Below are 21,686 nucleotides of genomic sequence, written 5' to 3'. Positions count from 1 at the left end.
AAACGTTAAAATTATAGAGTATGTCTTTAGATGGAACTACTACGCAATTCAGGCATGTCAGCTATTTATGGGATGAAGCAACAGCCGCCTCCATGGCTGGTGACGAAGTTGCCTTGCTGATTTATCGTTCCAATTTACTCGGCGCAGACCTCCGGCTTACCAACTATGGCGGCGGGAACACCTCCTGCAAAGCCATGGCAAAAGATCCGCTGACGGGAGAACCCGTTGAGGTAATGTGGGTAAAAGGCTCCGGCGGAGACCTGGGCACACTCAAAAAAAGCGGTCTGGCGGCCTTGTATGTTGACCGCCTTCGCAGCCTGAAAAATATATACAGGGGTATAGCGCATGAAGATGAAATGGTGGAGTTGTTTAACCACTGTATTTATGACCTCAGCTCAAAAGCTCCTTCCATTGATACCCCCCTGCATGGATTCCTGCCTTTTAAACATATTGACCATCTTCATCCGGATGCAGCCATAGCTATTGCCGCGGCAAAAGACGGCCGGAAAATCACCCAGGAGCTGTTTAATGGCACCATAGGCTGGGTACCCTGGCAAAAGCCCGGATTTGACCTCGGATTGCAGCTGAAGCAATGCCTGGATGAAAACCCCGGTATCCGCGGTATCATGCTGGGCTCTCATGGACTGTTCACCTGGGGCGATACCGCTTATGAAAGCTATATCAATACCCTGGAAGTGATAGAGCGCTGCGCGGAATACCTGGAAGAAAACACCGGCCGCAGTAAACCCGTTTTTGGCGGCGCCAGGATACAATCCCTTCCGGCCGACCGCCGCAAAGCCCAGGCAGCTGCGCTGGCGCCGGTGCTGCGGGGATACTGCTCTTCACAGCAAAAAATGGTGGGTCATTTTACAGACGACCAACGTGTGCTTGAATTTATCAACTCCAATGATCTCGACAGGCTCGCCCCGCTTGGCACCAGCTGCCCGGATCACTTCCTCCGTACAAAGATCAGCCCGCTGGTGCTTAACCTCCAGCCTGATGCTGACCTGAATGACGTGGCAACGGTGAAAGCATCGCTGGCCCCGTTGTTTACCGCTTACCGGGAAATGTACCAGGAGTACTACAATACCTGCAAACATCCCAACAGTCCCGCTATGCGTGATCCTAATCCTGTAGTGATCCTCTATCCGGGCATAGGCATGTTCACGTTTGCAAAAGATAAACAAACCGCCCGTGTAGCCGCCGAATTCTATATCAACGCCATCAATGTAATGAAAGGCGCAGAAGCCATTTCAGAATATACTTCCCTGCCACGGCAGGAAGCATTTAACATCGAATACTGGCTGCTGGAAGAAGCAAAGCTGCAACGTATGCCCAAGCCTAAAGCCCTTACCGGCAGGATAGCCCTGGTAACAGGCAGCGCCGGGGGCATCGGTAAAGCTATCGCCAAAAAATTTGCAGAAGAAGGTGCCGTAGTTGTGATCAATGATAATGATGCGCAGCGGCTTTCCTCTGCCACGGAAGAGTTTAATAAACTGTTCGGGAAAGACGGGTTCACTTCAGACCTTCTTGATGTTACAGACGCCGCATCTATCCGTAATACCTACAATACCGCCGTGCTGGCGTTCGGAGGAGTGGACATTATAGTGAACTGCGCCGGTTTATCTATCTCCAAACCGATCGAAGATCACACAGAAAAAGACTGGGACCTGCTGTATGATGTACTCGTAAAGGGACAGTTCCTGGTTACACAAACAGGCGTGGAAATAATGCGCAAACAGGATACCGGTGGAGATGTCCTGAACATTGTAAGCAAGAATGCGCTGGTATCCGGCCCCAACAATGCAGGCTATGGCTCGGCGAAAGCAGCGCAGCTGCACCTGAGCAGGCTCAATGCTGCAGAACTGGGAAAAGATCGTATACGCGTGAACGTAGTAAACCCGGATGCGGTGATCTCCGACAGTAAAATATGGGCCGGTGCATGGGCGGAAGGCCGCGCTAAAGCATATGGCGTAAAGGTGGAAGAGCTGCCGGCGTTTTATGCAAAGCGCACGCTGCTGAATGAAATCATTGTACCGGAAGATATTGCCAATGCCTGTTATGCCTTTGTAGGCGGATTACTGAACAAGGCAACCGGCAATGTACTGAACGTTGATGGCGGTGTAGCCATGGCTTTTGTGAGATAGAAATATTTTTTTATCTGCTGTTAAAAAGATCATCATGAGAATTGAAAAATACAGGATAGAAGAACATAACCAGGCGGGGATGGCAGCGCAGCAACGGGCGTTTGAGTATCTTTCAGGGGAAATAAAAAATGTGCCTGAAATATTGCAGCACCTGAAGGCCTTCCAGGTAGGTGTTCCCAGCTGGGCGCTTGGTACCGGTGGTACCCGTTTCGGCCGTTTCCCCGGTGGAGGTGAGCCCCGCAGTCTTGAAGAAAAGATCGAAGATATAGGCCTGCTGCACCAGCTGAACCAGTCCAGCGGCGCCATTTCCCTGCATATCCCCTGGGATATTCCATCCAACCCGGCGCACATCAAAGCAATGGCTACACAGCATGGCCTCCGCTTTGATGCCATGAACTCCAATACCTTCCAGGATCAGCCGGGGCAGGAGCGTAGCTATAAATTCGGCTCCCTGCAGAACGTTAATAAAGACATCCGCAAACAAGCGATAGAGCATAACATAGAAGTGATCCGTCATGGCATAGAACTGGGTTCCGATGCACTCACCGTATGGCTGGCCGACGGTTCCTGTTTCCCCGGTCAACTCAATTTCCGCCATGCTTTCCAGAATACCCTGGAAGGTTTGCAGGAAATTTACGCCGCCCTGCCGGACCACTGGAAAATGTTTGTGGAATATAAAGCTGCTGAACCTAATTTTTATTCCACTACAGTGGGCGACTGGGGCCAGTCGCTGCTATACGCAAATAAACTGGGCCCGAAAGCCTACACCCTCGTGGATCTGGGGCACCACCTGCCCAATGCGAACATTGAACAGATTGTAGCCTTGTTACTGATGGAAGGTAAGCTCGGAGGCTTTCATTTCAACGATTCCAAGTACGGCGATGATGATCTGACCGTTGGCAGCATTAAGCCTTACCAGCTGTTCCTTATCTTCAACGAACTGGTGGAAGGAATGGATGCCCGCGGCATGAACCATACTACCGATCTTGGCTGGATGATAGACGCTTCGCATAATGTGAAAGATCCGCTGGAAGACCTGTTACAGTCCGTGGAGGCTATCATGATCACTTACGCACAGGCATTGCTGGTAGACAGGAAACAATTACTGGCTGCACAGCAGAACAATGATGTGGTAACGGCCCAGGAAATACTGCAACAGGCGTTCCGTACAGATGTGCGGCCGCTGGTGGCCGAAGCCAGGATACAATCCGGCGGCGCATTGAACCCGCTGGCATTGTACCGTTCTGAAAAAGTGAGAGATCACCTGGTACGTGAAAGAGGGGCCAAAACAATGGCCACTGGTTTGTAATTTAAAAGTGTTTATGAGCGAGATTCCCGTTATTGCCATTTTTGATGTTGGAAAAACCAACAAGAAGCTGTTTCTCTTTGATGAACAGTACCGGATCATCTTTGAGCGCACTGCCCGTTTTACGGAAACCGTAGATGAAGATGGCGCGCCCTGTGAAAACCTGGAAAGCCTCCGGCTGTCTGTATTCGATTCGCTGAGGGAAGTATTCCGGAGAAAAGATGTAGCCATTAAGGCTATCAATTTTTCCACTTACGGCGCAAGCCTGGTATACATCGATGAAGAAGGGCGCCCATTAACACCATTGTACAATTACCTGAAAGAATATCCTGCTGCATTAAGCCAGCAGTTTTACAGCAAATATGGCGGAGAAACCAATTTTTCGGTGCAGGCAGCATCACCTGTGCTGGGAAGCCTTAACTCAGGTATGCAACTGTACCGGCTGAAATATGAACAACCGGAAGTTTTCAGTCGCATGAAATACGCGCTGCATTTGCCGCAATATATGAGCTACCTGCTGTCGGGCGTTGCCTGCTCAGATATTACCAGTATCGGTTGCCATACCAACCTGTGGGACTTTAAACAAAATGAATATCATTCGTGGTTAATAAAGGAAGGGGTGCTGGAAAAGCTGGCGCCTCTTTTTTCTTCCGGAGAAGTGATGCCCGCTGCTTTCCCCGGGAATAACTATGCCGTAGGCACAGGGCTGCACGACAGCTCTGCTGCGCTGATCCCTTACCTGGTTAATTTTCATGAGCCTTTTGTGCTGATTTCCACCGGTACCTGGTGCATCAGCCTGAATCCGTTTAACGATACACCACTTACACCGGAAGAACTGGAGGCCGACTGTTTATGCTATATGTCGTTCCAGGGCAAACCCGTGAAGGCCTCCCGGTTGTTTGCAGGTTATGAGCATGAGCAACAGGTAAAACGTATTGCCGCGCATTTTGATCAGCATGCCGGCCGTTACAGGTCGGTGGAGTATGATGCTAATATCATCCGTATGCTGAAGGAGCGGAATAAGCAGGATGCGCCGCAGCTGCAGGCCAACAAACAGCGGATGCAGGCGTCCATATTCGGGCAGCGGGACCTGGGCACATTTGCGTCTGATACCGAAGCCTATCATCAGCTGATGCTGGATATTGCCAACCAGCAATACATCGCCACCAGCAGGGTATTAAAAGGCGCCCGTGTAAAACGTATATTCGTTGACGGTGGATTCAGTAAGAACGTCATTTACATGAACCTGCTGGCCACCCTGTTCCCTGATCTTGAAATTTTTGCTGCTTCCATGGCGCAGGCTACCGCAATGGGCGCTGCCCTGGCCATTCATCCGCACTGGAACAGTAAGCCAATGCCCAACGACCTGATAGAACTGAAATATTATTCGGTGACACATGATGCAACTTTATGAAGTTTTGATTATCATTACCACCAATAAATAATACTATGCGTGCTTTCTTTATCCTGCTTTTTAGCTCCGTTGCCCTTGCCGCCAATGCACAAACCGTTATGCCTTTATATGATGGTGTTCCTCCCGGTGGAATTGCCTCTGCGGATGAAGAAGCAACCAATAAGGATAACAGCCGTGCGCATACCAGTGTGCCTACTTTAACGGTATTCCTGCCACCAAAAGAAAAAGCCACGGGGACCGCAGTACTGATTTGCCCCGGTGGAGGATATTCCTGGGTAGTATTGCAGAAAGAAGGGCTTGATATAGGAGCATATTTCCAAAAGCAGGGTATCGCCGCTTTTGTGCTCAAATACCGCTTGCCGGATGATAAGATCATGCAGGACAAAAGCAGTGGCCCCTTACAGGATGCACAGGAAGCTATAAAAATAATCCGGGCGCATGCCACGGAATGGAATATAGACAACAACCGCGTAGGTATTATGGGCTTCTCTGCCGGCGGCCACCTGGCTTCCACAACAGGCACGCATTTCAATAAGCCAGTGCTGGCGGCAAACGCTGGTATCAACCTGCGCCCCGATTTTATGATCCTGGTGTATCCGGTGATCAGCATGGAAAAGAACCTTACACATTCCGGCTCTCGTTTAAAATTACTGGGCAGCCAGCCTGGAGAAGAGGCCATAAAAAATTACTCCAACGACCGGCAGGTGACGCCGCAAACCCCTCCAACGATCCTGTTTCACACCGGCGACGATACCGTTGTGGATGTAGATAACACCCTGGCGTTTTACCAGGCCCTGCGCCATCAGCATGTACCCGCAGAGATGCATATTTATCCGGAAGGTAACCACGGTTTTGTATTGAAACTACCGGTAGAAGTGTGGATGCAGATCACGATGAAGTGGCTGGGCCGGATGGGGATGCTCAATCCTGGTAATCCTTTGCTGCAGGGAGGTACAGGACAGTTATACTAATAACCTTTTTTATTTTGGAAGATATTACAGGCGGTCTGCTGCGGATAAATACCGACAGCCCGGCTTACTGCTGCTATAACTCTTACGGTTAAACGAAGACACAAAGTATGCATAATACTATTATAAGAAAAGCCACCAGGTGCAGCGCAGTTGTACTGCTGTCGGCTGCATTAAGCGCCAACGGACAACAATCCCTGCTGCAACAGGGATTTACAACGCCGCCCGACAGTATTAAACCAAGTGTATATTGGTACTGGATGAGCGATAATATTTCGCAGGAGGGGGTTAAGAAAGATGTGGAAGCCATGGCGAAAGTAGGTATTGGCCGCGCTTTCATCGGTAACATAGGATATCCTAAAGAAGAGGTGCCATATGGAAAAGTAAAATTGTTTTCCGACGAATGGTGGCAAGTAACACGTACGGCTATACGTACCGCTTCAGAGAACGGCCTGGACATTGGTCTGTTCAATAGTCCCGGCTGGAGCCAGAGTGGTGGTCCGTGGATCAGACCTTCTCAATCGATGCGCTATCTCGCGGGCCAGGAGGTTACTATTCATGGCCCGCAACAGTATCAGCAGCAGCTGCCGGCAGCACCCGCCGATTTTCAGACAGTGGCGGTGCTGGCATTCCCCGTACCCGCTGAGGATGACGACGATATTGGTAAACATGCGCCACATATCACTTCCAACATCACATTCCGCAATATTGAAAAACTGGCAGACGGGAATATCACGGAAGAGGTAATTGTTGCCGCCCCTGCGGATAAGGCAATACCTGCCCACATTGACCTGGAAGTAACCAGCGATTTCACCGCGCGCAGCCTGATTATTTACCCGGCAGCAAAGCCTTTTAAAGCACAGTTCGAGCTGCAGGTAAAAGAAGGGGGCAACTGGCGTACCGTAAAGAAATTTGAATTTGATCGCAGCAACCCGCAAAATAATGTAGGCTTTAAACCTTATGCGCCGGTAGCGGTTTCTTTCAAAGCCGCCACCGGCAGACAGTTCCGGCTGCTCACCAGTGAGGGCCATCCAGCACTGGCGGAAATAAAATTGCTTGCAGCCCCACGCATTGAGCGCTTTGAAGAAAAACAACTGGCCAAGATGTTCCAGACGCCGTTGCCACTGTGGAATGAATACCAGTGGCCCCGGGAGCCGGACGTATCCGGCCAGGGCCTTACTATTGATCCTGCAAAAGTTGTTCATCTCACAAAAAACGTATCAGCCAACGGCACGCTTACCTGGAACGTGCCTGCCGGTAACTGGATAGTAGTACGATATGGCATGCTGCCTACCGGTGTTACCAATGGCCCTGCTTCACCGGAAGGAACAGGACTGGAAATAGACAAGATCAGCGATGAATGGTCGCAATACCACTATGATGCCTTTGTGGGTAAGATCCGTAAAAACATCCCTGCTGCAGAGCGCACCGCATTGAAATGGGTAGTGGCCGATAGTTATGAAACGGGTTCGCAAAACTGGACCGATGACATGGCGGAGGATTTCAAAAAACAATATGGCTACGATCCTTTACCCTGGTTGCCGGTGCTATCAGGCAGGGTAGTGGGTAGTTCTGATCAGTCCGACCGGTTCCTGTGGGATCTTCGCCGCCTGGTAGCTGATCGTGTTGCCTATAAATACGTGGCCGGGTTACGTAAGGCCAGTCATAAAGACGGTATGAAACTGTGGCTGGAAAACTATGGCCACTGGGGCTTCCCATCGGAGTTCCTTAAATATGGCGGGCAATCGGATGAAGTGGCAGGAGAGTTCTGGAATGAAGGAACCCTGGGAAATATCGAATGCCGCGCCGCTTCTTCTGCTGCGCATATTTATGGCAAAACAAGAGTAGCAGCAGAATCATTTACCGCCGGCGGTAATGCCTACGGCCGTTACCCGGCATTGCTGAAGCGCCGTGGCGACTGGTCCTTTACGGAAGGCATCAATCACAGTCTTTTGCATGTGTTTATCGAACAACCGTATGAAGACCGGGAACCCGGTGTGAACGCGGGTTTTGGCACGGAGTTCAACAGGAAGAACACCTGGTTTTACCAGGGCAAAGCTTTTATAGATTATATCAGGAGGTGTAACTTTCTTTTGCAGGAGGGTAAAGCAGTAAATGATGTCGCCTATTTCATTGGGGAAGATGCGCCGAAGATGACAGGAGTAAGAGATCCTGAATTACCCAAGGGATATTCCTATGACTACATCAATGCAGAAGTGATCCTGGAGCGGTTACAGGTGAAGAATGGCAGGCTGGTGTTGCCGGATGGCATGAGTTATCGTTTGCTGGTGCTGCCACAACTGGAAACCATGCGGCCTGAGCTGCTGGAGAAAATTGCACAGCTGGTAAAAGAAGGCGCTGTCATCCTGGGGCCTGCGCCCAGCCGATCGCCAAGCCTGCAACGGTATCCTGCTGCAGATGCAAGCGTGCAGCGGCTTGCTGCTGAGTTATGGGGCAATAACCAGGAACATCAGAGAAAGTATGGCAAAGGACAGGTGCTCAGCGGTATGGATATGCAGCAGGCATTGATTATATTGCAATTGCCCGCAGACGTGGCACAGCTGCCGGAGCAGGTATTGTATACACACCGCACAACCGGGGAAGGCGAAATATATTTCATCACCAACCAATCGGATCAAACGGTTACATTGTCGCCCGCTTTTCGTGTAACAGGCAAACAACCTGAATGGTGGGATGCCGTAACCGGGGAAACGCGGGAACTGAAACAGTTTAAACAGCAGGCAGCACACACCGTTGTGCCGTTAACGTTAGCCCCTTATCAAAGCGGTTTTGTACTGTTTCAAAAGAAGGCTGCTGCCAGCGCTGGTTCTGCCGTTAATTTCCCGCAGGCAGTTACGCTGACGCAGTTACAGGGACCGTGGAAGGTAAGCTTTGATACTGCAAAGCGCGGCCCCGCTCAACCAGTAGTGTTTGATCAGCTGATAAGCTGGAGCATGCATGCCAATGAACAGATCCGCGATTATTCCGGTACCGCTGTTTATGAAATTACTTTTAAGGCAGATGAACCACCGGCAGGATCCACTGTGTACCTGGATCTTGGCGCCGTGGGCGTAATGGCGGATGTGAGCCTGAATGGTGTAGCGCTGGGCAATGTATGGACAGCCCCTTATCGCGTAAATGTAAAAGATGCACTGAAGAAGGGGGATAACAAGTTAACGGTGACAGTAGTGAACACCTGGGTAAACCGCCTCATTGGCGATAGCAAATTGCCGGCCTCAGAAAGAAGAACATGGAGTAACGTAAACCCATATACGCCGGAAAGCAGTTACCAGTCCGCCGGCCTGATAGGCCCCGTAAAGCTCACTGCTGTACAGTATTAAATCTGATCACATGAAAATATATAACAACATTTTATACGCACTGATGTTATGCAGCATTTCAGCTGCTGCCCAGCTGCCACCTGTGTTCGATAGCAGCCGTATGGCCACGGTTCAGTCAACAGCTACGGTGCGGCGTTATTTATCTCCCGAAAAAATTATATGGCAAACACCTGCTACCGGCGAATATATCATCAATGCTCAACGCTTCCTGTTGCCGGGTAACGGGCAGGCCGACCTGGCCAATCAGAATATGTGTGTATTGAAAAGCACGGCTACGGTACATCCTGGCTTATTGTTCGACTTTGGGAAAGAACTGCATGGAGGCCTGCAACTGGTTACCGGTATGCATAAAAGCGGCAAACCGGTAAAACTGCGGGTACGTTTTGGAGAATCTGTAAGTGAGGCTATGAGTGATATTGAACCGGGAAAAAATGCCACCAACGATCACGCCATACGTGATATGATAGTAGAAGTACCCTGGTTGGGCAAACTGGAAATAGGTAATACCGGTTTCCGTTTTGTACGGATAGATCTGCCGGATGATAACACGGAACTGCAACTCAAGGAAGTAAGGGCCATCTTCGTATACCGCGACATTCCTTACCTCGGCTCTTTTAAGTGCAGCGATACCTTACTGAATAAGATCTGGCTCACCGGCGCATACACAGTTCATTTGAATATGCAGGATTATTTATGGGATGGTATAAAACGGGACCGCCTTGTATGGATCGGTGATATGCACCCCGAAACATCTACCATCAGTACCGTTTTCGGGTATAATGAAGTAGTGCCTCAAAGCCTGGATCTTTCCCGCGATATCACCCCGTTGCCACAGTATATGAATGGCATGGTGTCCTATTCCATGTGGTGGGTGCTTATACAGCGCGACTGGTACCAGCACACCGGTAACCTCGCTTACCTGAAACAACAGGCTGGTTACCTGAAAGGATTGCTGGATCATCTCACAAAAAAAATTGACGCCAACAACAGTGAAGACCTTAACGACGGCACCCGTTTCCTCGACTGGCCATCCAGTGAAAATAAAGCCGGTATTCATGCGGGTCTGCAGGCCATGATGATCATGACACTGGATGCTGGCGCAGCGTTAAGCAAAATATTGAACGATGAAGCTACCGTAAAAAAATGCAACACTGCGGTGGCAAGGCTGAAGCAGCATGTACCTGATGCCAGCGGTTCCAAACAGGCCGCTGCGCTGATGGCATTATCAGGCCTGGCCCCTGCGAAGAAAATGAATGATGAGATTATAAGCGCCGGCGGTGTAAAGGATTACTCCACTTTTTACGGCTACTATATGCTGCAGGCAAAAGCAAAAGCGGGCGACTACCAGGGAGGGCTAAACGATATCCGCACTTACTGGGGCGCTATGCTGAATTTGGGCGCTACTACATTCTGGGAGGATTTTAATATGGACTGGTTGCCCGGTGCTTCCCGCATTGATGAATTGGTGCCGCAGGGAAAAAAGGATATTCACGGCGACTATGGCGCTTACTGTTACAAAGGTTTCCGTCATAGCCTATGCCATGGATGGGCCTCCGGACCAACGCCATGGCTGACGGAGCATGTACTTGGTATTTCCGTGCTGGAACCGGGATGTAAAGTGATCAGGGTAGCGCCTCACCTGGGCGATCTGCAATATGCCGAAGGCACATTTCCCACACCTTATGGAGTGGTAACGGTGAAGCATACACGACTTTCTGATGGGAAAATTAAATCTGATATCAAAGCGCCTGCACAGGTGGAAGTGATCAGGAAGTAGGTTTAAAGAAAAAAGAACGGCATGTGATCAGCGCCGTTCTTTTTTATGTCTTTAAAATTAAACTACCGGGTGTATCCATGGCTCCCGGTACGGCCGTTGTAACAGCGCCGTGGCAGCGGGATCGCCGGTAATGATCCGTTTCTGCGGATCATATACCACAGGCCTTCCTGTTTGCATGGATATATTGGCGAGGATACAGCTGGCAGTTGAAATGTGTCCTTCCTCTATATCAGCAACAGGTCTGCCGCCATTTTTTATAGCACCGAGGAAATCCAGCATATGCAGGCGGGTAGCCGGTGCTGCATTCAGCTCAATAGCCGGTTCGGTAAGGTCTTCCGGGTATTTCTCCTTTTCATATACTACATCCTTGTGAATGGGAGTACCGTTGCCTTCAGGGATAAAGTCGTACGACATAGTACTGGCCGCCAGTGTGCCTTTTTCCCCGTATAGTTTAAATGACCACGGGTACTTTGGATCAGCAGGTGTGCCCCAGGTACGGTGCTGCCATACACAGTTGAGCTCATCGTATTCAAAAATGGCCGACTGTGTATCGGCGATATTCGATTTGCCTTCTTTCTGTACATAAATACCACCGGTGGAGCTGATACGTTTGGGCCATCCGAGGTGCAGCATCCAGCGTACGGTGTCGAACATATGCACGCACATATCGCCCATGATGCCGTTGCCATATTCCATAAAAGTACGCCACCAGCGCACGTGTGGCAGCCCGTCGTAAGGCCGCAGGGGAGCGGGGCCTGTCCACATTTCATAATCGAAATACGCTGGCACAGACTGTACCGGCGGGTTGCCGTTGTTGCGCATATGGTAATAACAGCACATTTCCACGTGTGATATTTTGCCAAGCAGGCCGGCGTCTACAATATTTTTCTTGGCATCTATCAAATGGGGCGTGCTTTTCCGCTGTGTGCCCACCTGCACCACACGGTTATACCTGCGGGCGGCGGCTACCATGGCTTCTCCTTCAATAACATCCACGCTGATAGGCTTTTGTACATATACGTTGGCGCCGGCTTTGAGGGCCTCTATAGTTTGAAGGGCATGCCAGTGATCCGGAGTACCTATCAATACAATGTCCAGTTCATTTTCAGACAACAGCTTACGGTAATCAGCATACAGGCGGGGCGTTTCACCGGAAGCCTGCCGTTTGCGCACCATTTCCGCTGCTGCCTGGAGCATATTTTTATCTGCATCACAAAGGGCTACTACTTTTACCGGCGCCACCTGGATAAGGCGGAACAAATCGCTTTTACCATACCATCCTGTGCCGATCAGGGCTACCCGCAAGGGTTTTGCGGGATTAATAAAATCCAGCGCACTGGCGCCGATAGCGGAAAGTGCCAGCGTAGCCGTGGCTCCCTTCAGGAAACGGCGACGGTTAATGTTGAAATTCTCCATAGCGTGGAACAATTAAATAAGGTTTACAGAACTATAGGAGAGAAAGATAATCATTCAGCCGAAGAAATTATAACCTGTACATAATAATATGAGTACCGGTTAATGCGTACCTTTGCGCCTCTTTAAAACCGACACCTAAATTTTTCTGATGAAGACTTTTACTGGTTTATTTGATTTCTCACAGCAACCGGATTACAGATCGGAGATACTGGCAGGGCTTACCGTGGCCATGACCATGATCCCGGAGTCTTTGTCCTTTGCCATACTGGCCGGCTTCCCGCCACTGGTGGGATTGTATGCTGCCTTTATAATGGGGTTGGTGACCGCTGTTTTCGGAGGAAGGCCCGGTATGGTATCCGGTGGCGCCGGAGCCACCGCTGTGGTGCTGATTGCACTGATGCAGTTGCACGGGCTGGAATATGTGTTTGCGGCGGTGCTGCTGGCCGGGGTGTTACAATTACTGGTAGGGGTGTTTAAGCTGGGTAAATTTATCAGGCTGGTGCCACAGCCGGTGATGTATGGATTTGTGAATGGGCTGGCGGTAATTATTTTTATGTCGCAGTTCCGGCAGTTTAAAACCATGCAAGGCAGCGAGCTGGTATGGATGAGCGGACATCCTCTTTGGACCATGATAGGACTGGTCGCATTGACTATTGCCATAGTTATCTTCTTTCCCAGAATAACAAAAAAGATACCCGCATCACTGGTGGCTATTATCGTGATATTTACAGTAGTGCTGGCCTTCGGGATCTCTACCCGCACGGTGAAGGATATTGCCGCCGTAAGCGGTGGCTTTCCGCCGTTTCACCTTCCGCAGGCACCTTTTACTTTTGAAACGTTACAGGTGGTTTTCCCTTATGCACTGATCATGGCAGGGGTAGGGCTTACCGAAAGCCTGCTGACACTAAACCTGGTGGATGAAATGACAGGCACCAGGGGAAACAGCAACAGGGAAGCAATTGCACAGGGTGGAGCGAATATGCTGAATGGCGTTTTCTATGGTATGGGTGGTTGTGCCATGATAGCCCAAACATTTGTAAATCTTTCTGCCGGTGCAAAATTGCGCCTATCCGGGATAATAGCATCGCTGACCATCCTCGCTGTAGTGCTTTTCGGAGCGCCGGTGATAGAACGCTTACCCATGGCGGCACTCACAGGCGTAATGCTGATGGTGGCGATCTCTACTTTTGAATGGGCCAGTTTTCGTATCATCAACAAAATGCCCCGGGCAGATATTTTTGTGGGGATACTGGTAGCAGTTATCACGGTGTGGCTGCATAACCTGGCGCTGGCAGTGCTTATTGGGGTCATTATTTCTGCGCTGGTGTTTGCATGGGAAAGCGCCAAAAGGATCCGTGCACGGAAATACACTAATGAAAAAGGCATTAAGCATTATGAGATATATGGCCCGTTGTTTTTTGGATCGGTGGCAGCATTTAGTGAGAAGTTTGATGTAGCCAATGATCCGGCAGAGGTGATCATTGATTTCAAAGATAGCCGCATTGCGGATATGAGCGGTATTGAGGCATTGAATAAATTAACGGGGCGTTACCGCCAGGCAGATAAAAAGCTGCATTTAAGACACCTGAGCGCCGACTGCCGGCAGCTGCTGAAAGATGCCGCAGGTGTAATAGAAGTAAATATTATAGAAGACCCGGAATATATGGTGGCTGTAAAATAGCTGCCTGTTATTCTTCTGCATGTCTTTGCAGGATAATATCGATCATTGGTTTCAGCGTATTGAATTCTTCAGCCGTAAATCCCATGCTGCAGCTGATCTTTTCGGGGACATCTGCAGCCTGTTGCTGCAGATGTTTTCCGGCTGCTGTCAGGTGGATGTTTACAATCCGTTCATCTTCCTTGCTGCGTACACGTTTGATCAGTTTTTTTGCTTCCAGTCTTTTTAGCAAAGGCGTTAACGTGCCTGAATCCAGCATAAGCAGCCGGCCCAGTGCTTTCACCGATAAAATATCATGCTCCCATAGCGCCAGCATAACAAGGTACTGCGGGTAGGTGAGGTCCAGGGCGCCAAGTAAAGGCTGGTAATGCGAAGTTACCAGCCTCGACAAAGCATAAAATGAGAAGCAAAGTTGATTTGATAATTTCAGTTGTTGTTTCAAGGCAGCATATTTAGCAACACAAAATTAAGCTAATGTTTCCATTAATATCTGTGCCACCGCCGCAGAGGATGCGGGGTTCTGACCGGTGATCAGCAACCCGTCTTTCAGCGCATAGGAATGCCAGTCCTTCCCCTTGCTGTAAATTCCGCCGAGTTGCTTCAATTCATCTTCTAACAGGAACGGCACTACGTTGGTTAATTGTACCGCTTCTTCTTCTCCATTACTGAACCCGGTTACTTCTTTTCCTTTTACCAGTGGCGCGCCATCCGCGTCTTTTACCCTGAGCAGTGCAGCAGGAGCATGGCATACAAATGCCACCGGTTTATGTTGCCTGTAAAAAGTTTCAATCAGCGACACAGAGGCGGGATCATTGGCGAGGTCCCACAGGGGGCCGTGCCCGCCGGGATAAAATACCGCGTCGTAGTCGGAGGCGTTTGCCTCGTTGAGCTTCATGGTGGCAGCAAGTTTTTGTTGCAGTGCTTCATCCTTTTTAAAGCGGGTAGTAGCTTCCGTCTGGAATTCAGGCAGCTCACTTTTCGGATCAATAGGTGGTTGCCCGCCTTTGGGAGAAGCCAGGGTGATCTCGGCTCCGGCATCTGCCAGCACGTAATAGGGAGCGGCAAATTCCTCCACCCAGAAACCGGTTTTATGACCGGTGTTCCCCAGTTCACTGTGCGATGTCAGTACGATTAATACTTTCATAAAATGAAGTTTAGATCAGTGTTAATGTTACTTCTATATTACCCCGGGTAGCATTGGAGTAAGGACATACCTGGTGTGCTTTTTCCAGCAGTTCCTGTGCCAGTTCCCTTTCCACACCCGGAATAGAAACCTGTAACTCTACTGATAACCCATAACCGCCGTTATTGTTCTTGCCGATGCTAACTTCCGCATTTACCTGTGTAGTGCCGGTGGTCACTTTCTGGGTTCTGATCACCAGGTTGAGGGCGCCATCAAAGCAGGCAGCATAACCCGCCGCAAACAATTGTTCCGGGTTGGTGTAGGCGCCGCCGCTGCCACCGAGTTCTTTTGGCATTCTTACTTCGAGATCCAGTACGCCGTCTGACGATACAATATGTCCGTTTCTGCCGCCGGTAACGCTGGCGTGCGCTGTGTACAACTTTTCGATCTTTTCCATGAGTGTTTTTATTTATTGTGTAAAATTAGATTGTGTACAATTGAATTCCAAATTTATTTTCTGAAAGAAGGGATTTACCAGGATATTCTTTGAGGTGTTTTTTAATAATATAGTTTCCTCAATTCATGATAAGAAGTATCAAATGCTATTCATCTCCGGAAAAAAAATATCTGCATTAGAAAAATATTTCTTTACTTTGCGTCAAAATGACGTAAACAAATTATAACCCAGCACGGGTGTAATGGAACTGTTAACCCCGGCAACATTCCTGCACCAGTGAAAAACTAAAGCAACATGAACAAAAACAAAAGAATGGCTATTGCCTATGAAACACTGGACATACTGGAAGCAGGCCATTACATGAACCAACACAACAAGCAGGTAGATATCAGCAAAGATTTACAAACTGCTGTTGATAATACAATATTATACAAGCCGGATGATTTTGATACGGTATTTAAACAACGTGATCAGCTGTTGAAGTCGGTGCGGCATGCACCCGTTAGCATCAGCGTTACCGGTGAAACTACTTTCGCGGCTGCACGCAGACTGGTAGCAGCGGAGGGCATTAAAGAAGTATGCTGCCTCAACTTTGCTTCGGCAAAAAATCCGGGTGGCGGCTTTCTTGGCGGAGCACAGGCACAGGAAGAAGCGTTGGCAAGAGCCAGTGGATTGTACGCCAGCCTGAAAACAAAACAGGAAATGTATGATTTCAACCGGCATCATAGTACCCTGCTGTATACGGATCAAATGATCTATACTCCACAGGTACCCGTTTTCCGGGACGACAATGATGAACTACTGGACCAGCATTATTGTGTGGCCATATTAACCTCACCCGCAGTAAACGCAGGTGCGCTCCGGGCCAATGACCCGGAACGCCTGAAAGAGATGGAACCGGTAATGCTGTCAAGGATTGAGAAATTGTTATCCTTGGCAGTGGTGCATGGGCAAACCACCCTGGTTCTGGGCGCCTGGGGCTGCGGCGTATTCAGGAACGACCCAAACGATATTGCCCGATGGTTTGCACACCATCTGCTGCATAACGATACGTTCAAACATGCGTTCCGCCAGATCGTGTTCGCTGTGTATGATACATCGGATAAGCAGGTAAACAGGCAGGCATTCAATCATAAATTTGCTTACAATGAAGTACGATAATAACTGGCTGATCGCGAAGTATCAGGCCAAAGAAAGAATAAAATTCATCTTCTTCTGGGGCCACCGTCCCTCTGCGGATGGTAGCATTACCCAGAGCTGTTTCAGCCAGTGGTGGCCCTCGCCTTTCACTGTAAACAGTGTCATCTATAAAACAGCAGAACACTGGATGATGGCAGGGAAGGCCCGGCTGTTCAATGACAACGCCACGCTGCAGAAGATCCTGCTTGCCAACACGCCGGATGAAGCCAAGAAGCTGGGAAGACAAGTGAAAAACTTTGACGCGGCTACCTGGGATGCGCATAAATTCGACCTGGTTGTGGAGGGGAACCATCACAAATTTTCGCAGTACCCGGCATTGAAAACTTTTTTAATTAACACACACGGGCGCATACTGGTGGAAGCCAGCCCTATGGACCGCATATGGGGCATTGGCATGGCCGCTACCAGCGAAAACGTGGAAAATCCGCTGCTATGGCGCGGGCATAACCTGCTCGGTTACGCGCTCATGGTAGTCAGGGATCAACTTAAATAACATGAACAACAGATCTATCAGTAAACTACTGAGCTTTATTCTCCGGCATAGCCCGGACACTATACAACTCACGCTCGATGCCCATGGCTGGGCGAACGTGAGCACGCTCCTGCAGCAATGCAAAGCGCACGGACATCATTTTACCATGCAGGAACTGGAAAAAACGGTAGCGGAAAATGATAAACAACGCTTTTCTTTTAATGAAGATAAAACAATGATCCGCGCTAACCAGGGCCACTCCCTGGATATATCGCTGGACCTGCCCACGGCCATCCCGCCGGAATTTCTTTACCATGGCACCGTGGCAAGGTTTATGAGCCAGATACGCCAAACCGGTTTGCAGAAAATGAGCCGGCAGCATGTGCATCTTACCGCTGATCTGTTTACCGCCGAAAAAGTAGGCAGCAGGAGAGGAGCACCGCATATCCTCACCATACGGAGCGGGGATATGCATAGAGACAGGATTATATTTTATCTCTCAGACAACGGCGTATGGCTTACAGACCAGGTGCCGGTGAAGTATATTCAATAATTCTTACCTTGTGCAGCGGTAAATGTGAAGGTGGGACAGCGGGCAAAGATTACCCCGGAGCCGGAAGAAAAAATGGGGCATCCTCATGTAATTGTTAAAACAAACGGATAAAGCCTGTATTACAAACAGGCTTTATTTTTTTATCAGTATTTTTAAAGAAAAAAAGATGTCTATAACTACAGAAGCGGAACTCGACGGCATGAAAAAGGTGAGTGAGGCAGTAGCTGTTACGCTCAGGGAAATGAGAAGCTATGCCAAACCGGGTATGACAGCAAAGGAAATAGATGAGTATGGCGGGGAAATATTAAACGCACTGGGCGCTAAATCGGCCCCAAAGCTTACCTATGGCTTTCCCGGCTGGACCTGTATCAGCGTGAACAATGAAATTGCGCATGGTATTCCTTCTGCCCAAAAAATACTGCGGGAAGGCGACCTGGTAAACATCGATGTATCTGCAGAGCTGAATGGTTATTGGTCAGACAATGGGGGGTCATTTGTACTAGGTGAAGACATTCACCGGCATCAGGCGCTGGTAGATGCTTCAAAGGCAATACTCCAAAAGGCCATCCGGCATATCAAAGGAGGTACGCGTGTAGCCGATGTGGGTAAGCTGATCGAAACGGAAGCCCGGAAATCAGGCTATACCGTTATCCGTAACCTCGCAGGACATGGCGTTGGAAGAAGCCTGCACGAAGCGCCGGATGATATCCTTAACTGTTATGTACGTTTTAACCGCACCCGCTTTAAGAAGAATTCCGTAGTGGCCATAGAAACTTTTATTTCCACCGTTTCTTCTTTTGCCAATCAAAGTAATGATGGCTGGACACTGGTAGGCAACAAAGGCGGCTTTGTTGCGCAGCATGAGCATACTATTGTGGTAACAGACCGGGAGCCGGTGATCCTGACCGCTGCCAACGAAATCTGGAACTGATCTTATTTAAGCTGTAATGTTACCGCGCGGATATTTTTACGGTCGCTGGTATACGTGATATGCACCAAACCATCTGCGGTGGCGATTATGGCAGGATAGCTGTATTCGCCGCCTGCACGTTTTTCCAGTTGATATACATCCTTCCAATTAACGCCGTCGTTTGAAACGGCCAGCCGCAGTTCGTTACGGCCATCAGACCATTTGCTTCCTCCTTTTGTTGGATTATAAACCAATGCCATGGCGCCATTGGGCAATGTTACCGCATCTATGCCTGAATTGGGATTGGGTAGTTGCAGTGCGCTTACCCGCGTCCATGTAGCGCCCATATCTTCTGACCAGCTGGTGGCTACTACTTTTTGCCGGCTGCGGAACAGCAGCTGGAGGCGGCCATCCCGGTGAGTAAGTACAGTGGGTTGTATTATGCCGAAGCTGTCGCAATCAATGGCCACCTTTTGCCATTGGTGCCCGGTACTGTCGCTGATCTCCATATGCGATACCCAGTGATTTCCCTTCACACTTTCTGTGCTGGAAGGGTGCAGCAGCCGTCCGTCCGGAAGCTGTATACATTTATTTTTTATGGGACCAAGCATACCTTCCGGTAGTTTTTCGGGAGATGACCAACTGCTGCCGTCATCACTGCTGTAGCGGGCCATGCCCCACCACTCCCGGGGATTGGGGCCCACTTTATAGAACAGGCAAAGCAAACCGGCCCGGGTGCGGAACAATACCGGGTTCCAGCAGGGATAACGAAGGGTATCGTTAATAATACCATCCGCCAGTTTTACGGGCGCCTGCCATTTGCCGGCGGTAAAGCGCGACGACCAGATCTCTACATCTTTATTCCCTTCTTCCTTTCCGCCAAACCATGCGCTGAGCAGGTCGCCGGAACCTAACGCCGTAATAGTGGACGCATGACTGGAAGGCGTAACCGGCACCGGCATAATAAGCTCATTACGTACCAGTGCAGCCTTTGTTTGTGCCCCGGCCGGGAAATACAGGACTGCCGGTAGTAACAGTGAAAGATAAAAACGCATAGATGAATCAGGATGATTGAGTTGGTAAAATAAGGAATACAAGGGGATTATCATAAAGATTGGTAAATTTGCGGCCTTATGTCATTATACACAACAAAGGGAACGGTTACCATCACTTGTAACAAACGTCTCACGCCTTACCTGGAACAGGAAGTAAAGGAGCTTGGATTTACTGTAGAAGAAACATTCGTTACCGGTGTGCGGTTGAACGCCTCTCTGAATGAGTGTATCCGTCTTAACCTGAACCTGCGTTGCGGCAGCCAGGTATTATACAGCCTGAAACAATTTGAAGCCATTGATGGCGATGAAATATACGATCAGCTGAAATCCTATCCCTGGGAAACCATCCTGCCGGAGAATGGTTACTTCTCCATCACCAGCAATGTGCAGAATGAAACCATCAACAACAGTATGTTTGCCAACCTGCGGGTAAAGGATGCAGTGGTAGACCGCATGCGCGATAAAACAGGAAAGCGCCCTTCCACAGGAGCTGAACTTACCGGTGCAGTGATCCACCTCTTCTGGAAAAATGAGCATGCAGAAATATTTATAGATACTACCGGTGATTCCCTCGCAAGACATGGCTACCGCAAAATACCGGGCCGTGCGCCTATGCTGGAAGCCCTGGCTGCATCTACTATCCTGGCTACCCGCTGGGACAGGAAAGCGCCTTTCGTTAATCCCATGTGCGGTTCAGGCACCGTTGCCATTGAAGCGGCACTGATAGCCACCAACAGCCGTCCCGGTCTTTTCCGCGAAAACTACGCCTTTATGCACCTCCAGGGCTTCAATGAAAAGGTATACCAGGAAGAAAGAGGGCTGCTTGAAAAACAGATCGTGGAAGTACCAGGCCTGCGCATCATTGCTACCGACCTCAGTGAAGCCGCCATCGTAAATGCGCGTAAAAATGCAAAGGCTGCCGGTGTGGCAGACATGATTGAATTTCGCGTATGTGATTTCGCGGCTACAGAAGTGCCCGAAGGTGAAGCCGGTGTGGTGTATATGAACCCCGAATACGGATTGAGGCTCGGCGAAATCGAAGCGCTGGAAGAAACCTATGGCCGTATCGGCGATTTTATGAAGCAGCAATGCCGCGGTTATTACGGGTATGTATTCACTGGGAACCTCGAACTGGCAAAGAAGATAGGGCTCAAAGCCAAACGCAGGATTGAGTTCTACAACAGTACCATCGATTGCCGCCTGCTGGAATTTGAACTGTATGCAGGTACCCGCGATACACGCAAACTGGAAAGTCTTTCATGACGCTCAAAAAAAACGCTGCTCAAACTGAGCAGCGTCAATAAGCGGGGAGTTAACATCTTACACTACTTCACTCACATTAATAGGCCTGGAAAAACTTTCTTCCAGTGAAATAATTGTTTCGGTCCTTTCTATGCCTTTAATATGCTGCAGGTCATCCTGGAGTATTTTACGCAGTTCGCCGCTGTCTTTACAGATGATCTCCGCAAACATGCTGTAAGAACCGGTAGTATAGTTCAATCGTACGATCTGCGGGATTTTCAATAACTGCTTGGCTACGTTTTCATACAGGGAACTTTTCTCCAGGTAAATACCAATAAAAGCAAGTACATCATAACCAATGGCCCGCAGGTTTACCTGTAAGCGCGTGCCTTTGATCACGCCCATTTCATGCAGCTTTTTAATGCGCACATGGATAGTACCGCCGGATACAAAAAGTTTCTTACCCAGCTCTGCATAAGATATGCTGGCATCGGTGGACATCTCTGAAATGATCTGTAAATCTAATTTGTCAATATTTAATGGCTGACTCATTTTGGTGATGCGATTTAGAATATTTTTTAAAAATAGGTATTTTTTTGAAACAATCGCAAAAATTATCCCTTCTGC

At 49.2% G+C, this 21,686-nt stretch carries 18 protein-coding genes; 12 read left to right on the top strand and 6 right to left on the bottom strand.

The annotated features are described in order from the left end of the window. Positions 1 to 20: 20 nt before the first annotated feature. The 6 genes from FN124_RS23255 to FN124_RS23230 all read left to right on the top strand — a co-directional run bounded on the left by FN124_RS23255 (position 21) and on the right by FN124_RS23230 (position 10,953). Positions 21 to 2,147 (top strand): bifunctional aldolase/short-chain dehydrogenase, encoded by a 2,127-nt coding sequence (locus FN124_RS23255; protein WP_142687166.1) that lies wholly within the window; start codon positions 21 to 23, stop codon positions 2,145 to 2,147. A gap of 34 nt (positions 2,148 to 2,181) precedes the next feature. Continuing rightward, complete coding sequence (locus tag FN124_RS23250) at positions 2,182 to 3,456, top strand: sugar isomerase (protein WP_142687165.1); 1,275 nt, start codon at positions 2,182 to 2,184, stop codon at positions 3,454 to 3,456. Between the two features lie 13 nt (positions 3,457 to 3,469). After that, positions 3,470 to 4,867 (top strand): FGGY-family carbohydrate kinase, encoded by a 1,398-nt coding sequence (locus tag FN124_RS23245; protein ID WP_142687164.1) that lies wholly within the window; start codon positions 3,470 to 3,472, stop codon positions 4,865 to 4,867. A 35-nt stretch (positions 4,868 to 4,902) separates the two neighbouring features. After that, on the top strand, positions 4,903 to 5,838 hold the full coding sequence (locus FN124_RS23240; RefSeq protein WP_142687163.1) for an alpha/beta hydrolase: 936 nt from the start codon (positions 4,903 to 4,905) through the stop codon (positions 5,836 to 5,838). A gap of 107 nt (positions 5,839 to 5,945) precedes the next feature. Next, entirely contained in the window at positions 5,946 to 9,176 is a 3,231-nt protein-coding gene (locus tag FN124_RS23235; protein ID WP_221887876.1) for a glycosyl hydrolase, read from the top strand. Positions 9,177 to 9,186: 10 nt separating this feature from the next. After that, on the top strand, positions 9,187 to 10,953 hold the full coding sequence (locus tag FN124_RS23230; RefSeq protein ID WP_142687162.1) for an alpha-L-rhamnosidase-related protein: 1,767 nt from the start codon (positions 9,187 to 9,189) through the stop codon (positions 10,951 to 10,953). Positions 10,954 to 11,010: 57 nt separating this feature from the next. On the opposite strand, the gene FN124_RS23225 is transcribed toward FN124_RS23230, so the two are convergent. Then, positions 11,011 to 12,369 carry a Gfo/Idh/MocA family oxidoreductase gene (locus FN124_RS23225; RefSeq protein ID WP_142687161.1) on the bottom strand — a complete coding sequence of 453 codons (1,359 nt, stop codon included), beginning with the start codon at positions 12,367 to 12,369 and terminating at the stop codon, positions 11,011 to 11,013. Between the two features lie 148 nt (positions 12,370 to 12,517). On the opposite strand from FN124_RS23225, the gene FN124_RS23220 reads away from it, so the two are divergent. Further along, on the top strand, positions 12,518 to 14,050 hold the full coding sequence (locus FN124_RS23220) for a SulP family inorganic anion transporter (RefSeq protein ID WP_142687160.1): 1,533 nt from the start codon (positions 12,518 to 12,520) through the stop codon (positions 14,048 to 14,050). A gap of 7 nt (positions 14,051 to 14,057) precedes the next feature. Here the strand turns inward: FN124_RS23220 and FN124_RS23215 are convergent, their stop codons facing one another. The 3 genes from FN124_RS23215 to FN124_RS23205 are packed head-to-tail and all read right to left on the bottom strand — an operon-like array spanning position 14,058 to position 15,627. Further along, the gene (locus tag FN124_RS23215; RefSeq protein ID WP_142687159.1) at positions 14,058 to 14,489 is read right to left on the bottom strand and encodes a MarR family winged helix-turn-helix transcriptional regulator; all 432 of its coding nucleotides are present in this window, start codon (positions 14,487 to 14,489) and stop codon (positions 14,058 to 14,060) included. 24 nt (positions 14,490 to 14,513) lie between these two features. Continuing rightward, positions 14,514 to 15,191, bottom strand: coding sequence for a type 1 glutamine amidotransferase domain-containing protein (locus FN124_RS23210; RefSeq protein ID WP_142687158.1), 678 nt, complete (start codon positions 15,189 to 15,191; stop codon positions 14,514 to 14,516). Positions 15,192 to 15,201: 10 nt separating this feature from the next. Further along, positions 15,202 to 15,627, bottom strand: a complete 426-nt coding sequence (locus FN124_RS23205) for an organic hydroperoxide resistance protein (protein WP_221887875.1) — start codon at positions 15,625 to 15,627, stop codon at positions 15,202 to 15,204. Between the two features lie 294 nt (positions 15,628 to 15,921). Here FN124_RS23205 and FN124_RS23200 point away from each other — a divergent pair, with 294 nt between their 5' ends. The 4 genes from FN124_RS23200 (at position 15,922) to map (ending at position 18,783) form a co-directional block, all read left to right on the top strand. Continuing rightward, positions 15,922 to 16,788 carry a TIGR02452 family protein gene (locus FN124_RS23200; RefSeq protein ID WP_142687157.1) on the top strand — a complete coding sequence of 289 codons (867 nt, stop codon included), beginning with the start codon at positions 15,922 to 15,924 and terminating at the stop codon, positions 16,786 to 16,788. Then, positions 16,775 to 17,320: a riboflavin biosynthesis intermediates N-glycosidase gene (gene ybiA / locus FN124_RS23195; protein WP_142687156.1), complete on the top strand. Its 546-nt coding sequence runs from the start codon at positions 16,775 to 16,777 to the stop codon at positions 17,318 to 17,320. Before FN124_RS23200 ends, ybiA begins: the two co-directional genes overlap by 14 nt. Position 17,321: 1 nt before the next feature. Then, positions 17,322 to 17,852: an RNA 2'-phosphotransferase gene (locus FN124_RS23190; protein ID WP_142687155.1), complete on the top strand. Its 531-nt coding sequence runs from the start codon at positions 17,322 to 17,324 to the stop codon at positions 17,850 to 17,852. 166 nt (positions 17,853 to 18,018) lie between these two features. Next, on the top strand, positions 18,019 to 18,783 hold the full coding sequence (map, locus tag FN124_RS23185; protein ID WP_142687154.1) for a type I methionyl aminopeptidase: 765 nt from the start codon (positions 18,019 to 18,021) through the stop codon (positions 18,781 to 18,783). A gap of 2 nt (positions 18,784 to 18,785) precedes the next feature. On the opposite strand, the gene FN124_RS23180 is transcribed toward map, so the two are convergent. Beyond that, complete coding sequence (locus FN124_RS23180) at positions 18,786 to 19,817, bottom strand: sialidase family protein (protein WP_142687153.1); 1,032 nt, start codon at positions 19,815 to 19,817, stop codon at positions 18,786 to 18,788. A gap of 78 nt (positions 19,818 to 19,895) precedes the next feature. Here FN124_RS23180 and FN124_RS23175 point away from each other — a divergent pair, with 78 nt between their 5' ends. Further along, positions 19,896 to 21,080, top strand: a complete 1,185-nt coding sequence (locus tag FN124_RS23175) for a THUMP domain-containing class I SAM-dependent RNA methyltransferase (protein WP_142687152.1) — start codon at positions 19,896 to 19,898, stop codon at positions 21,078 to 21,080. A gap of 57 nt (positions 21,081 to 21,137) precedes the next feature. On the opposite strand, the gene FN124_RS23170 is transcribed toward FN124_RS23175, so the two are convergent. Beyond that, positions 21,138 to 21,611, bottom strand: coding sequence for an Lrp/AsnC ligand binding domain-containing protein (locus tag FN124_RS23170; RefSeq protein ID WP_142687151.1), 474 nt, complete (start codon positions 21,609 to 21,611; stop codon positions 21,138 to 21,140). Positions 21,612 to 21,686: the final 75 nt, after the last annotated feature.

It is taken from the genome of Chitinophaga polysaccharea (assembly GCF_902150045.1).
Lineage (GTDB): Bacteria > Bacteroidota > Bacteroidia > Chitinophagales > Chitinophagaceae > Chitinophaga > Chitinophaga polysaccharea_A.
Note: the sequence above shows the minus strand (reverse complement) of the source record. Positions and strands in the feature narration are given on the sequence as shown.

Excerpts from the sequence above, each read along its gene's own strand:
- FN124_RS23255 (WP_142687166.1), top strand. The coding sequence starts at position 21 with ATGTCTTTAGATGGAACTACTACGCAATTCAGGCATGTCAGCTATTTA.
- FN124_RS23250 (WP_142687165.1), top strand. The coding sequence starts at position 2,182 with ATGAGAATTGAAAAATACAGGATAGAAGAACATAACCAGGCGGGGATG.
- FN124_RS23245 (WP_142687164.1), top strand. The coding sequence starts at position 3,470 with ATGAGCGAGATTCCCGTTATTGCCATTTTTGATGTTGGAAAAACCAAC.
- FN124_RS23240 (WP_142687163.1), top strand. The coding sequence starts at position 4,903 with ATGCGTGCTTTCTTTATCCTGCTTTTTAGCTCCGTTGCCCTTGCCGCC.
- FN124_RS23235 (WP_221887876.1), top strand. The coding sequence starts at position 5,946 with ATGCATAATACTATTATAAGAAAAGCCACCAGGTGCAGCGCAGTTGTA.
- FN124_RS23230 (WP_142687162.1), top strand. The coding sequence starts at position 9,187 with ATGAAAATATATAACAACATTTTATACGCACTGATGTTATGCAGCATT.
- FN124_RS23225 (WP_142687161.1), bottom strand. The coding sequence starts at position 12,369 with ATGGAGAATTTCAACATTAACCGTCGCCGTTTCCTGAAGGGAGCCACG.
- FN124_RS23220 (WP_142687160.1), top strand. The coding sequence starts at position 12,518 with ATGAAGACTTTTACTGGTTTATTTGATTTCTCACAGCAACCGGATTAC.
- FN124_RS23210 (WP_142687158.1), bottom strand. The coding sequence starts at position 15,191 with ATGAAAGTATTAATCGTACTGACATCGCACAGTGAACTGGGGAACACC.
- FN124_RS23205 (WP_221887875.1), bottom strand. The coding sequence starts at position 15,627 with ATGGAAAAGATCGAAAAGTTGTACACAGCGCACGCCAGCGTTACCGGC.
- FN124_RS23200 (WP_142687157.1), top strand. The coding sequence starts at position 15,922 with ATGAACAAAAACAAAAGAATGGCTATTGCCTATGAAACACTGGACATA.
- ybiA (WP_142687156.1), top strand. The coding sequence starts at position 16,775 with ATGAAGTACGATAATAACTGGCTGATCGCGAAGTATCAGGCCAAAGAA.
- FN124_RS23190 (WP_142687155.1), top strand. The coding sequence starts at position 17,322 with ATGAACAACAGATCTATCAGTAAACTACTGAGCTTTATTCTCCGGCAT.
- map (WP_142687154.1), top strand. The coding sequence starts at position 18,019 with ATGTCTATAACTACAGAAGCGGAACTCGACGGCATGAAAAAGGTGAGT.
- FN124_RS23180 (WP_142687153.1), bottom strand. The coding sequence starts at position 19,817 with ATGCGTTTTTATCTTTCACTGTTACTACCGGCAGTCCTGTATTTCCCG.
- FN124_RS23175 (WP_142687152.1), top strand. The coding sequence starts at position 19,896 with ATGTCATTATACACAACAAAGGGAACGGTTACCATCACTTGTAACAAA.
- FN124_RS23170 (WP_142687151.1), bottom strand. The coding sequence starts at position 21,611 with ATGAGTCAGCCATTAAATATTGACAAATTAGATTTACAGATCATTTCA.